This is a genomic window from Pseudomonas sp. P4_C8 (genome assembly GCF_056401975.1).
Genome location: NZ_JBFUIH010000003.1, coordinates 143,113 through 155,868, shown reverse-complemented (window position 1 = coordinate 155,868; position 12,756 = coordinate 143,113). Strand labels below are relative to the sequence as shown.

Below are 12,756 nucleotides of genomic sequence, written 5' to 3'. Positions count from 1 at the left end.
CTGAATCGACAGGTTTTTTATCTATACATCGTGATTTAAGCGATTGCTCGCCTCCCTTTCTGACATCTGCGCCCGCCACTCAATTCAAAAATATTAAAACCACCCACGAATTTATCGTGCATTTCGCACGACCGTGGAGGAGTCATCGTGCAGGATGCGTCGCAAACGATTTCCAACCTATCTATAACAAATTGATTTTATTAACTTTTATACGATCAAAAAAACTGGCATGCAGGCTGCAATGGTCTGGGTAATCAGGGCATTTCCTACACGACGCCCTCTAACAAGATCACCACCAAAGTGGGAGGAGCTTCAGGATGAATCGCTACCAAGCCGCCCAACTGCGTATCTCGCCACTGCATATCCAGCAAGGCTTGTTTGCTGTGCTGGCAATGCTGATCACGTTGATCGCCGGCCAACAGATCCTTCGCTGGGAACAGCGCCAGCAGCCAGAGGCGCCGCACGTATCGATTCAACATCCAACCCAAACCCACTTCAGCGCCGCCAGCAGCAACCTGGCCGACATCGCTCCCATGCGGATGATGGAAGTCGACCAGGCTCAGCCACTGGATGAGATGCCGCGTCAGGAGCGCTGGGTGTTTTAGTTAACCGAACTTGGCGTGCTCCCTGCGCCGGGACAAGCACCACAAGTGACACCTCTAAATAATGAAGCGTAAGGAGAATCACCATGTTGAGCTGGGCAATCACATTCTTGATCATTGCCATCATCGCTGCAGTACTGGGCTTCGGTGGTATCGCGGGCACCGCCACGGGTATCGCCAAGATTCTCTTTGTCGTGTTCCTGGTGATGTTCATCGCTTCCTTCTTCTTTGGCCGTCGCGGTCGAGGCTGAACATGAGCGTTCTGTTTAAGACACTGGCAGCCGCCCTGCTTCCGGGCGGTAGTGCCATGGCGATGGCGGCCAATGACGGCCAGATGCTGCAGAGCTTGCTGGTGGAATAACTCAAGAAATATCCGAACTGGTACTGAATTCGTCATATGAAGGAAGCACCATGCTTCTTTCTACTGCGCTACCCGAGGAAGGTAGGCGCATGACCATGGGGCCGGGACGTTCTGACTGTTACAGGGTCGGAGTGACCTACGGGTACAGGGAGTGCCTGCGCAAGGGCCGGGTCAGACAAAAGCTGCGACGCATGTTCGCCGGGCCATCGGGGCTCGGCGAATTTGCGAAGAGCTTCACTCGCTAAAAGCAGCATCCGTGAGTGCACCGCTCATTTACCCCTATGCTACTTCTGCTCAATCCCCGCAAAAGCATTTCGCGGTGTTTCTTTGCGACCGTATATCGAGAAGATGCCTGCACATGGCAGCGATTTTTCGCCGCTAAACGTAGGTTTTTTCTGAAGTTTTAGCCTTGATTCGCTCGCGCGAAAAATACCCGGACCGCCGCTGAAATGGCCGGTTCACGGTACTTATAGCTGCCGAAATGTCGTATTAAACCCGTTGGGACGCCAGTTTCATTTAGAAAAGTTCATGCCGATTCGGCATAGGGTAGGCGTTTACGGCATTAGACGTCGCCCCCTTGCATGGGAATAGTTGCGCCTTTTTTCGCCTGCCAGAGAGCCATAACAAGCGCTCCGGGGCTCCTTATACGGGGGCAGATGCACACACTTTTTCGCCACAAGCGTTTCAGTGACTGCCTCTGCCTGAGTCAAACGCAAGTAAGGGTAAAGATATGAAGAAGGCAAAGCTTAGCCTCGCCTGGCAGATCGTCATCGGTCTGGTATTGGGGATTGCAATCGGTGCGCTGCTCAACCATTTCAGTGCCGAAAAAGCCTGGTGGATCAGCAACGTCCTGCAACCAGCAGGCGATATCTTTATCCGTCTGATCAAGATGATCGTGATCCCGATCGTCATCTCCTCGCTGATCGTTGGCATTGCTGGCGTTGGCGACGCAAAGAAACTCGGTCGCATCGGTCTGAAGACCATCATCTACTTCGAGATTGTCACCACCATTGCCATTCTGGTGGGTCTGGTGCTGGCCAACCTGTTCCATCCGGGCAGCGGCATCGACATGAGCACCCTCGGTACCGTGGATATCTCCAAGTACCAGGCCACCGCTGCCGAGGTTCAGCATGAACACGCGTTCGTCGAAACCATCCTCAACCTGATCCCGTCGAACATCTTCGCGGCCATGGTCCGCGGCGAGATGCTGCCGATCATCTTCTTCTCCGTGTTGTTCGGCCTCGGTCTGTCGAGCCTGCAATCGGACCTGCGCGAGCCGCTGGTGAAGATGTTCCAGGGCGTGTCGGAAAGCATGTTCAAAGTCACCCACATGATCATGAACTACGCCCCGATCGGCGTGTTTGCACTGATCGCGGTGACCGTAGCCAACTTCGGTTTCGCCTCGCTGCTGCCGCTGGCCAAGCTGGTGGTGCTGGTGTACTTCGCCATCGCTTTCTTTGCCTTTGTGGTGCTGGGCCTGATCGCTCGCCTGTTCGGCTTCTCGGTAATCAAGCTGATCCGCATCTTCAAGGATGAGCTGGTACTGGCCTACTCCACTGCAAGCTCTGAAACCGTGCTGCCGCGCGTGATCGAGAAGATGGAAGCCTATGGCGCGCCGAAAGCCATTTGCAGCTTCGTGGTGCCGACCGGCTATTCGTTCAACCTTGACGGTTCGACCCTGTACCAGAGCATCGCGGCCATCTTCATTGCCCAGCTGTACGGCATCGACCTGTCCATCAGCCAGCAGTTGCTGCTGGTGCTGACGCTGATGGTTACCTCCAAAGGCATCGCCGGCGTACCGGGCGTGTCCTTCGTGGTGTTGCTGGCCACTTTGGGCAGCGTTGGTATTCCGTTGGAAGGCCTGGCGTTCATCGCCGGTGTCGACCGCATCATGGACATGGCCCGTACCGCGCTGAACGTGATCGGTAACGCCCTCGCCGTGCTGGTCATCGCGCGTTGGGAAGGCATGTACGACGACGCCAAGGGTCAGCGCTACTGGAACTCCCTGCCGCACTGGCGCAGCAAGGAAAAGCTGCCGGCTGGCGAAGTTTCCAAGAACTAATAGCGTAACCCTGTGGCGTCTGGCTTTTATGTGGGAGCCAGCCTGCTGGCGATAGCGGTGTATCAAACAACAGAGATGTTGAATTTGCCGGCCTCATCGCCAGCAGGCTGGCTCCCACAGTGACCCGAGCAAGCCACACAAACAAACCCCGGAGAAATCCGGGGTTTGTCGTTTCTGGCTACCCCGCTATCATTCGCCGCATCTTCCGGGGGATTTGACTGATGCTTAATGGCCTGTGGCTTGGCTTCTTCATCGTGGCTGCCGTTTCGGCGCTGGCGCAATGGCTGATCGGCGGCAACGCCGGGATCTTCGCGGCGATGGTGGAGAGCATTTTCGCCATGGCCAAATTGTCGGTCGAGGTCATGGTCCTGCTGTTCGGCACCCTGACCCTGTGGCTGGGCTTTCTGCGGATTGCCGAGAAAGCCGGGATCGTCGAGTGGCTGGCCAAAGCGCTGGGGCCGTTGTTCCTGCGCCTGATGCCTGAAGTGCCGCCCGGTCACCCGGCCATCGGCCTGATCACGCTGAACTTCGCCGCCAACGGCCTGGGCCTGGACAACGCCGCCACACCGATCGGCCTCAAGGCGATGAAGGCACTGCAAGAGCTCAATCCCAGTGCCACCGTGGCCAGTAACGCGCAGATCCTGTTCCTGGTGCTCAACGCGTCCTCCCTGACCCTGCTGCCAGTGACGATCTTCATGTACCGCGCCCAGCAAGGCGCACCCGACCCGACGCTGGTGTTCCTGCCCATCCTGCTGGCCACCAGTTGCTCGACCATCGTCGGCTTTCTGTCGGTCGCGTTCATGCAGCGCCTGCGCATCTGGGACCCGGTGGTGCTGGCGTATATGATTCCCGGCGCCCTCGCCCTCGGTGGTTTCATGGCGCTGCTGGCGACGCTCTCAGCCACCGCTCTGGCCGGTCTTTCATCAATCCTCGGCAACGTGACGCTGTTCGGGCTGATCATGCTGTTTCTGATCATCGGCGCATTGCGCAAAGTGAAGGTCTACGAAGCATTCGTCGAAGGCGCCAAAGAAGGCTTCGACGTGGCCAAAAACCTGTTGCCATACCTGGTGGCGATGCTCTGCGCGGTGGGCGTGCTGCGGGCATCCGGCGCGTTGGACTTCGGTCTGGACGGAATTCGGCACCTGGTGGAGTGGGCCGGTTGGGACACACGCTTCGTCGACGCGTTGCCGACGGCCATGGTCAAACCGTTCTCCGGCAGCGCCGCGCGGGCGATGCTGATTGAAACCATGAAGACCTCCGGCGTCGACAGCTTCCCGGCGCTGGTGGCGGCCACGGTTCAGGGCAGCACCGAAACCACGTTCTATGTACTGGCGGTGTACTTCGGCGCGGTGGGCATCCAGCGCGCGCGGCATGCGGTGGGGTGTGCGTTGCTGGCTGAGCTGGCCGGCGTTCTTGGCGCCATCGGGGTTTGCTACTGGTTCTTCGGGTGAAACCAAAATTTATCGCGGGCAAGCCTTGCTCCTACGGTACGAGGTCATGCGCACATCCCGCGAACGCCCCGGTCTTGTAGGAGCAAGGCTTGCCCGCGATAAGGTCCGCAGGACCTTCAAGGTCTAACTGGCGGCGCGAGCTTTTGACCTTGCTCCACCGCCCAAGCCACCACCTGCGCCGTCAATTGGTCGCTCGCCTGGCCAAACCCGGCAACCACCGCAGGCACCTTCGCATCGCTCAACGGCTGGCGTACTTCGAAGCGGCGGCTGGCGAGGATTCGCTGGTCATAACCGCGCACCAGCAAGGCATCCAGACTCACAACCACGCTGGCGCCCGTGCCCTGATACTCGGTCTGGAACGCCTGCAACTGGCCGCCCAGCTCCAGGTCTGTCTGGAAGATGCTGTCATCGGTGCTCAACAACGGCACCCGACCGTCGCGCTGAAAGCCGTCCAGCAGACGATTGCGCAGCAGCACCGGGGCCGGGTCACTCCAGCGTGTGCCTTTGTAGCTGCTGATCAGATCGCCTTGGGGAATCACCGCGATGTTCGGGCTGTTCAACGCGTCGCTGGCCTGGAGTTTGGTCAGGCGCAGCGACCAGCGTTGCGGCGTGCCATGACTGGCCGGCGCGTTGCTCTGGGCCGATGGCAATCGATAGACATCAAACGGCTCGGACTTGGGCAGGATCGAGCACGAACTGATCAGCATGAAACCGGCGAGGAGGGCGATACGAGTCAGCTTCATGGCGTGAATTCCTTGTTCTTGTCACGTCCCAGCAGGTAACCGCTGGGGTTTTCCTCCAGACGTTGAGAAATGGCGCGCAACGAGGTCAGGGTTTCGCGCAGTTCGCGAATCGCCGGGGCCAGGCCATTGAGACCCTGCATGCCGCTGTTGAGCGAATCCTGATTGGTGGCGAGCAATTTGTTGATCGTCGTGGTGCTCTGTTCCAGCGACTTCATCGCCTGCTCGGCGCTGCCCAACGCCTGCTTGCCATGATCATTGAGCAAGCCGTTGGCATTGCGCATCAGCGCTGTGGTCTGCTCTAGCATGTTGTTGGCTTGCTTGCCGACCGACGCCAGTTGCTGCATCGCCTGACGAATATCGCCACGCTGATCGGCAATCGTTCCGGTGGTTTGCTCCAGGTGCTCCAGCGTGTTGCTGATGCGCTCGACGTTTTCCGTGGAGAACAACAGGTTGGCGTTATGCATCAGCGTGTTCACGCCGGCCATCAACTCGTTGCTGTCACTGAGCAAGAGTGCGATAGGCGAGGGCGAGGCGACGATAGTCGGCAGATTACCGTCCTTACCCTTGAGCGCCGGGCTCTGTGGCGTACCGCCGCTGAGCTGGATGATCGAAGTCCCGGTGACCCCGGTCAGTGCCAGTTTGGCCTTGGTGTCTTCCTTGACCGGGGTGTCACCGCCCAGACGAATACGCGCCAGCACCCGGCGCGGGTCTTTCGGGTCCAGACGCAACGTCACCACGTCGCCGACCTTGATCCCGCTGTACTGCACCGAGCTGCCTTTGGAGAGGCCGCTGACCGCCTCGTTGAAGACCACTTCGTAATCCTTGAACTCGGTGTCAACGCTGGATTTGGCCAGCCACAAGCCGAAGAGCAGGGCGCCCGCCACCACAATCACGGTGAACAGGCCGATCAATACATGATGGGCTCGGGTTTCCATGTCAGACCTCGTTAAGCTGTTGAGCGGCCGTCAGCGCCGCGCGGCCGCGAGGGCCATGGAAGTATTCGTGGATCCACGCATCGTCGGTTTCCGAGACCTTGTCGATGGCGTCCGCCACCAGCACTTTCTTCTGCGCCAGCACCGCCACCCGGTCGGTGATGGTGTAGAGCGTGTCGAGGTCGTGGGTCACCAGGAAAACACTCAGGCCCAGCGCATCGCGCAGGGTCAGGATCAATTGATCGAACGCCGCCGCACCAATCGGGTCGAGGCCGGCGGTGGGTTCGTCGAGAAACAGGATGTCCGGGTCCAGCGCCAGCGCACGGGCCAGCGCCGCGCGCTTGATCATGCCGCCGGACAGCGCAGCGGGGTACTTGTCGGCTGCCGACAGCGGCAACCCGGCCAGCGCCAGTTTGACCGCGGCCAGATGCTCGGCGTCTTCACGGCTCAGGCCGGCGTGTTCGATCAAGGGCAGGGCAACGTTTTCGGTCACGGTCAGCGAAGTGAACAGGGCGCCTTGCTGGAACAGCACGCCGAAACGCCGTTCAACCATCGAGCGTTCATGCTCGGACAAGGTCGGCAGGTTTTTACCGAAGACCTTTACCACCCCTTCACTGGGCTGACGCAAGCCGATAATGCTGCGCAGCAGCACCGATTTACCGCTGCCGGAACCGCCAACCACGGCGAGAATTTCACCTTTGTACAAATCGAGGTCGAGGTTTTCGTGCACGCTCTGACTGCCGAAGCGATTGCACAGCCCACGGACTTCGATCACCGCCTCAGAAGGCGCTCGGGGTAAACGACTCACCAGCCCATCTCCATGAAAAACAGCGCGGCCACGGCGTCGAGCACGATCACCACGAAAATCGACTGGACCACGCTGGACGTGGTGTGCGCACCGACAGACTCGGCGCTGCCGCTGACTTTAAATCCTTCGAGACAGCCAATCGCAGCGATCAGGAAGGCGAAAAGCGGTGCTTTGACGATCCCCACCAGAAAATGCTGAACCCCGATGTCCGACTGCAGCAATGACAGGAACATCGCCGGCGAAATATCCAGCGCCACCGCACAGACCACGCCGCCGCCAACAATCCCCGAGAGCATCGCCAGAAAGGTCAGCATCGGCAGCGCCACCAGCAGGGCCAGGACGCGCGGCACCACGAGCAATTCCATCGGGTCGAGGCCCAAGGTGCGAATGGCGTCGATTTCCTCGTTGGCCTTCATTGAGCCGATCTGCGCGGTGAAGGCACTGGCGGTGCGCCCGGCCATCAGGATCGCCGTCAGCAACACAGCAAATTCGCGCAAGAAGGAAAAGGCCACCAGATCCACGGTGAAAATTGTGGCGCCGAAACTGGCCAATACCGTCGCCCCGAGAAACGCCACAACAGCGCCCACCAAAAAGGTCAGCAGGGCGACGATGGGGGCGGCATCAAGGCCGGTTTGTTCGATGTGCGCCACCATCGGCGTGATGCGCCAACGCTTGGGTTTAAACAGGCCGCGAACGATGGTTTCCAGAATCAGACCGACGAAGCCCAGCAGTTGCAGGGTGTCCTGCCAGACCGCATCCACCGCGAGGCCAATTCGCGTGAGCAATTGAATACTGACGCTGATTTCCGGTTCCTTGACCGGCACACAGAAATTGGTCATTGAGCTGTAGATGGTCTGCAGCAGCGCACGATCGGCGGCGTTCAGGGTGCAATCGGGGTGTTCGGCGGATCGGCCCAGGCGCTCGGCCCCGAGCAGCTCCACCAACAGCGAGGCACCGGCGGTGTCGAGGGCGCCGAGACTGTTGAGATCAATGTGGGTGTTGTCGTCGTATTGGCCGCGAAGTTTTTCGCAGAGGTATTTGAGATCGGCGTAATGGGCGAGCGTCCAGTCACCCGAAACCCGCAGCTGAGCAGGGGAGTGAGAGGCATCCAGTTGGGCATTGCCGGCCATTGTGCTGCTGATCATAAGCTCCGTGCTTGTTCAGTTACTACGCAGAGCTACGTAATAGCACGAACCGCGTTACTTTTCTTTGGTCGGTGTGCTGTCCGTGACCTTGAAGCGCAGCACGCCGATGACCTGGCCGTCTTCGGTCAACACCCGGACCTGCCATTTGCCCGCCGGGTTGCCCGGGAAATTCTGCTTGTGCGTCCAGGCGCGGTAGCCGTCCTTGCGCCCACCGTGGATATCCAGCGGGATGCGGTCAACCTCTTTGCCGTTGAACTGCCACACGTGATAGATCCGCTCATCCAGACCGCGCGGGGCGTTGATTGCAGTGTAGGCGTACAGGCCGCCACCACGGATCTGCTCGGCACTGACTTCCTCCAGGCTGGTACCGGGCGTGCGGTCCTGCATTTGCGTGCTGATCGCTACGTCGGTCATCCACAAGGTCGCCGGCGGCACCCACGAACGCATGAACCAACCGAGGGCGCCGACGCCCAGCGTGATACTGAGGATCGCCAGGGCGTTGCGTACGGTACGGATCGGGAAGATCGACGCCAGGCTCGGGAATGACAGCAGCACGGCGGTACCCAGCGCCAGTTTGAAACTCTGGGACGTGGTGAGGTGCATGATGACGGGCAGGGCGGTCAGCAGCGCGGCAAACAGCGTCAGGGTATGCAGCGCCAGGAACGCCCAGCGCCGAGGTGCCAGCCATTTGTAGTAGAGCGGGTCGATGATGGAAATCAGCGCCGCAATACCCAACAGCCCGGTGAAGAACAATTGGCCGCTGTTCCAGGTCGTGGTGATGAAAAAGAATGGCAGGACGAAGAACAGGCTTTCCTGGTGGATCATCTGCGTGGCGTAACGCAGCAGAGGCTGGGGAATCTCGCGTTTGAAGATTTTGGTGAACAGCTTGGTGAGGCTGTTTTCCAGCATCAGCCAGACCCAACTGAGCACCATGATGATGGTGATCCAGGTCGCCAGACCTTGTTGGCGATCCACCAGGATGAAGCTGCCGACACCGGAGATGAAACCACAGAGTGCAATGACCCCAGGGTAGCGCTTCATCAATTCGAGGATGCGCTGGACGTATAGGGTCAGGGTCGGCATTCGGCGGTTCACATTGGTCGTAGGAAAAATCCTCGACAGGGTACCCGCCGGGGGGCTGCGTGGCGAGGTCCACGGTCCGCCCCCGGAGCCTTTGTAGCAGCTGCCGAAGGCTGCGTTCGGCTGCGAAGCAGTCGCAAATCTCTCATTCCACAGGTCCTTGGCACACCGAGGTGAATGGTTTAACGACTGCTGCGCAGCCGAACGCAGCCTTCGGCAGCTGCTACACGGTTGGCGGCGTCCTTCGGTGCAAGCGCCAGCTCAGCAGTACCAACGCAATCAGCCCCAACACCCCGGCAATCGCCCATATCAACTGGTCATCACCCATCAGCGGCTTTTCGATCCGCAAATACCCCGGTTGCAGCAGCAACTCGCGTAATGCCTTGTTGGCTTCCTCCAGTGTCACGCCTTGCAGTTCCCTGGCCGGGCTGGCGAAACGTCCGTCCTCATAGTCCCCAAGGGCACTCCAGTAATAATCGGCTAACGCGCTATTGCCTTGCACCGCCCAGGCCTGACGGGCAATGGCGGCCTGTTTCAGGCGGTTGAAGGTGTCGGCGTCGAGACCGTCCTTGAGCAACTGGGCTTTCAATTCCTCAAGGACCTGCTCAGCTTGCGGCACATCATCGCGCTCAAGGTCAGCGTTCAGGCTCATGAAGCCCACACCGCCAAACAGCTCGCGCTCGGCCGAGGGGCCGTAAGACAAACTGTGGACCAGGCGCATCTGGCGATAAAGCGCCCAGTCCAGATAGTCCTTGAGCAGATCGAACGTTTCGTCCTGCTGATCCGCCAGCACAGGCTCTGGCACCAACCAATGCAACTTGGCCCCCCCGCCGACGAAACCGCTACTGAGCGTGCGCTCATGGGCAGCACTGGTCTGGATTTCCGGCAGGGGCTGGTGATCGCTCGGGGCGACCGCCTCAAGCGCACCAAAGGACCGCTCCAGATAGGCCGGCAGCAACCGGTCGAGGTCACCGACCACGATCAGCGTCATGTTGTTGGGCGCGTACCAGACCTTGCGCACCTTCTCCAATTGTTCGCGGGTCAGGTGATCAACTTCGGCGCGCTCCGGGCATTTGAGGCCCAGCTCCACCGCCAGTTGATTGCTCGCCGTGTGGCCGAGGTCCTGGCGATCCAGCCAGCGTTGCAGGTGTGTGTAATGACCGCCGTCTTCGCGCTCGACCACTTGCTTGGCGGCGTTGATGGCGTTGTCGTCGATTTGGGTCTGGGTCAGCAGTGCCAGCAACAGGTCGAGGACCTTGCGCTGGTTTTTCGCCGGCGCTTCGATGACGAAGGTTGTGTCGGCGTTGCTGGTGAAAGCGTTCCATTCACCTCCCAGCGCCTGCATGCGTTCTTCCAGTCCACCTTCGCCGGTGGCGTCGATGCCGCTGAACAACAGGTGTTCGAGCAGATGGGGCAGCTCTTTGTCCTCGCAACTGAAGTCATCCAGACCAACGCCGACCACCAGACGAATCGCCACATGCCCGCGCTCAGTGCCCGGTTTGAGCAGCAATTGCAGGCCGTTGGGCAGGGTATAACCCTCGACCTGAAAGCGATCCAGGGCAAACGAAGGAAATGAGCCAAGCAACAAACAGGCGAACAGCAGACAACGCATAACGAGCTTCCATACGGCAGATTGGCGATCCGTGTTGCTTTCCGGGCAGCCATCGCGGGCAAGCCAGCTCCCACATTGGTTTTGTGAACGCCGTCAGTCAACTGTGGGAGCGAGCCTGCTCGCGAAAGCTTTTGAACCGGAACTCAAGTAACTGACTGACCACACAGCCAGACGTTCAAGGCGAATGCGTGATGTCAGCCAAATCGTCGACGGCCAGTGCCCCGGTGTCCGACGTTTCCAGCACCACATACGCGCTGCTGCAAAACAGCGAGTTCAGACGTTTCATGTCGGCAATCAACTCCAGGTGCAACGAACTGGTTTCGAGGCTTTGCACAATCTTACGTTGCAACCGGCTGACATGGGCATGGGCCAGACGCCGTTCCTGTGCGCGAAAGCGACGTTTTTCACGCAACAACTGGCGGGCACTTTCCTTGTCGGAACTCAGGAACACGGACAATCCCAGGCGCAGATTGGAGATTAACTGACTGTGCAGCCCCGCCAACTCCTCCAGGCCAACGTCAGAAAAAGACCGACGCTGTGAGGTTTTCTGCTGCTGAACCTTACGCAACATGCGTTCGATCAGGTCGCTGGCGAGTTTGAGGTTGATCGCCAACTCAATGATTTCTGCCCAGCGCCGGCTGTCCTGATCGCTTAGGTCTTCGCGGGGCATTTGCGCCAGATAGAGCTTGATCGCGCTGTAGAGTGCTTCGACATCATCGGTCAGGCGACGCATTTCCTGGGTCACGGCGGTTTGCTTGCCGTGCAGCACATCGAGCATCGCTTCAAGCATGTTGTCGATCAGATCACCCATGCGCAGGGTTTCCCGGGCCGCATTGGCCAACGCCAGGCTCGGCGTGGCCAGCGCTGTCGGGTCGAGGTGCCGGGCTTTGGCCATTCCGTTGGCTTCCGGCCGCTCCGGCAACAGCCAGGCGCACAACCTGGCCATCCCCCCGACGCTTGGCAGCAGGATCAAGCAACGCGCGGTGTTGTAGAGCAGGTGGAAGCCAATCACCATTTCCTGAGGGCTGAAGTCCAGGCTATCCATCCAGTGCACTAACGGATCGAGCACCGGAATGATCAGCAACAAACCGATCAGCTTGTACAACAGGCTACCGAGCGCGACTTGACGGCCAGCGGCGTTTTGCATGCTGGTGCTGAGGAACGCGAGGATGCCACTGCCAATGTTCGCGCCAATCACCAGGCCGATGGCCACTGGCAGACTGATTACATTGGCGCCGGCCAGGGTCGCGGTCAGCAGGACGGCCGCGAGACTGGAGTAAGAGACCATCGCGAACAGCGCACCTATCAACGCATCGAGCAGGATGTCGCCGGTCAGTGAGGCGAAAATCACCTTCACCCCTTGCGCATGGGTGATCGGTCCGGCGGCTTCGACGATCAGTTGCAGCGCCAGAATGATCAGGCCCAGGCCAATACAGACCCGGCCCATCTGCCCGACCCGGGTCTGTTTGCGCGACAGGAAGAAAATCACCCCGACAAAGATCAGCAAAGGCGAGAGCCACGACAAATCGAACGTCAGCACCCGCGCCATCAGCGCCGTACCGACGTCGGCGCCGAGCATGGTCGCCAGGGCCGGGGTCAACGCCATAAGGCCCTGACCGACAAACGAAGTAACGAGCATGGCGGTGGCGTTACTGCTCTGGACCATCGCCGTCACCACGATCCCGGCGACAAACGCCAGCCAACGCCTGGACATATTCCGACCAATCACATGGCGCAGGTTCGTGCCGTAAACCCGCAGGATGCCGGTTCGGACGATGTGCGTGCCCCAGATCAACAAGGCCACGGCCGATAACAAATTGAGCAGGGTGAGCATAAAGGCCCCCTGTGGTGGTCGCGCCCCAAAGGGGCAAGTTGACGGTACTGCGCTTTTTTCTACGTTCTGTACTTAAGCTGTAGTTGGCTAACGGTCTGGACGCCAGCATTGCACAGCTGAAGAGGC

Annotated in this window: 11 protein-coding genes and 1 pseudogene; 5 read left to right on the top strand and 7 right to left on the bottom strand. The window is 59.5% G+C overall.

Annotated features, from left to right (window positions below; all coding sequences use genetic code 11):
• Window positions 1-317: 317 nt before the first annotated feature.
• The 5 genes and pseudogenes from AC1DWM_RS02920 (at window position 318) to AC1DWM_RS02900 (ending at window position 4,476) form a co-directional block, all read left to right on the top strand.
• A complete protein-coding gene (locus tag AC1DWM_RS02920) occupies window positions 318-605 on the top strand; it encodes a hypothetical protein (RefSeq protein WP_223518882.1) in 288 nt (95 codons plus the stop codon).
• An 83-nt stretch (window positions 606-688) separates the two neighbouring features.
• On the top strand, window positions 689-853 hold the full coding sequence (locus tag AC1DWM_RS02915; RefSeq protein WP_003177151.1) for a DUF1328 domain-containing protein: 165 nt from the start codon (window positions 689-691) through the stop codon (window positions 851-853).
• Window positions 854-855: 2 nt separating this feature from the next.
• Window positions 856-957 (top strand): annotated as a pseudogene (locus AC1DWM_RS02910) (inhibitor of vertebrate lysozyme family protein); the annotation flags it as partial.
• A 736-nt stretch (window positions 958-1,693) separates the two neighbouring features.
• Window positions 1,694-3,025, top strand: coding sequence for a glutamate/aspartate:proton symporter GltP (gene gltP / locus AC1DWM_RS02905; RefSeq protein ID WP_223518880.1), 1,332 nt, complete (start codon window positions 1,694-1,696; stop codon window positions 3,023-3,025).
• Between the two features lie 221 nt (window positions 3,026-3,246).
• Entirely contained in the window at window positions 3,247-4,476 is a 1,230-nt protein-coding gene (locus tag AC1DWM_RS02900) for a nucleoside recognition domain-containing protein (protein WP_223518878.1), read from the top strand.
• Between the two features lie 116 nt (window positions 4,477-4,592).
• On the opposite strand, the gene AC1DWM_RS02895 is transcribed toward AC1DWM_RS02900, so the two are convergent.
• The 7 genes from AC1DWM_RS02895 to AC1DWM_RS02865 form a co-directional block, all read right to left on the bottom strand.
• Window positions 4,593-5,219, bottom strand: coding sequence for an ABC-type transport auxiliary lipoprotein family protein (locus AC1DWM_RS02895; RefSeq protein ID WP_477794589.1), 627 nt, complete (start codon window positions 5,217-5,219; stop codon window positions 4,593-4,595).
• Window positions 5,216-6,154 (bottom strand): MlaD family protein, encoded by a 939-nt coding sequence (locus tag AC1DWM_RS02890; RefSeq protein ID WP_452628816.1) that lies wholly within the window; start codon window positions 6,152-6,154, stop codon window positions 5,216-5,218. The genes AC1DWM_RS02895 and AC1DWM_RS02890 overlap by 4 nt, the downstream gene beginning before the upstream one ends.
• A gap of 1 nt (window position 6,155) precedes the next feature.
• Window positions 6,156-6,959, bottom strand: a complete 804-nt coding sequence (locus AC1DWM_RS02885) for an ABC transporter ATP-binding protein (protein ID WP_223518873.1) — start codon at window positions 6,957-6,959, stop codon at window positions 6,156-6,158.
• Entirely contained in the window at window positions 6,956-8,104 is a 1,149-nt protein-coding gene (locus AC1DWM_RS02880; RefSeq protein WP_477794588.1) for an ABC transporter permease, read from the bottom strand. Before AC1DWM_RS02880 ends, AC1DWM_RS02885 begins: the two co-directional genes overlap by 4 nt.
• 54 nt (window positions 8,105-8,158) lie before the next feature.
• A complete protein-coding gene (locus tag AC1DWM_RS02875) occupies window positions 8,159-9,187 on the bottom strand; it encodes a DUF5924 family protein (protein ID WP_477794587.1) in 1,029 nt (342 codons plus the stop codon).
• A 220-nt stretch (window positions 9,188-9,407) separates the two neighbouring features.
• Window positions 9,408-10,796, bottom strand: a complete 1,389-nt coding sequence (locus AC1DWM_RS02870; protein ID WP_477794586.1) for a M16 family metallopeptidase — start codon at window positions 10,794-10,796, stop codon at window positions 9,408-9,410.
• Window positions 10,797-10,971: 175 nt separating this feature from the next.
• The gene (locus AC1DWM_RS02865; RefSeq protein ID WP_477794585.1) at window positions 10,972-12,630 is read right to left on the bottom strand and encodes a Na/Pi cotransporter family protein; all 1,659 of its coding nucleotides are present in this window, start codon (window positions 12,628-12,630) and stop codon (window positions 10,972-10,974) included.
• Window positions 12,631-12,756 lie beyond the last annotated feature (126 nt).

Coding starts and splice junctions, on each gene's coding strand:
- AC1DWM_RS02920 (WP_223518882.1), top strand. CDS start 318: ATGAATCGCTACCAAGCCGCCCAACTGCGTATCTCGCCACTGCATATC.
- AC1DWM_RS02915 (WP_003177151.1), top strand. CDS start 689: ATGTTGAGCTGGGCAATCACATTCTTGATCATTGCCATCATCGCTGCA.
- gltP (WP_223518880.1), top strand. CDS start 1,694: ATGAAGAAGGCAAAGCTTAGCCTCGCCTGGCAGATCGTCATCGGTCTG.
- AC1DWM_RS02900 (WP_223518878.1), top strand. CDS start 3,247: ATGCTTAATGGCCTGTGGCTTGGCTTCTTCATCGTGGCTGCCGTTTCG.
- AC1DWM_RS02895 (WP_477794589.1), bottom strand. CDS start 5,219: ATGAAGCTGACTCGTATCGCCCTCCTCGCCGGTTTCATGCTGATCAGT.
- AC1DWM_RS02890 (WP_452628816.1), bottom strand. CDS start 6,154: ATGGAAACCCGAGCCCATCATGTATTGATCGGCCTGTTCACCGTGATT.
- AC1DWM_RS02880 (WP_477794588.1), bottom strand. CDS start 8,104: ATGATCAGCAGCACAATGGCCGGCAATGCCCAACTGGATGCCTCTCAC.
- AC1DWM_RS02875 (WP_477794587.1), bottom strand. CDS start 9,187: ATGCCGACCCTGACCCTATACGTCCAGCGCATCCTCGAATTGATGAAG.
- AC1DWM_RS02870 (WP_477794586.1), bottom strand. CDS start 10,796: ATGCGTTGTCTGCTGTTCGCCTGTTTGTTGCTTGGCTCATTTCCTTCG.
- AC1DWM_RS02865 (WP_477794585.1), bottom strand. CDS start 12,630: ATGCTCACCCTGCTCAATTTGTTATCGGCCGTGGCCTTGTTGATCTGG.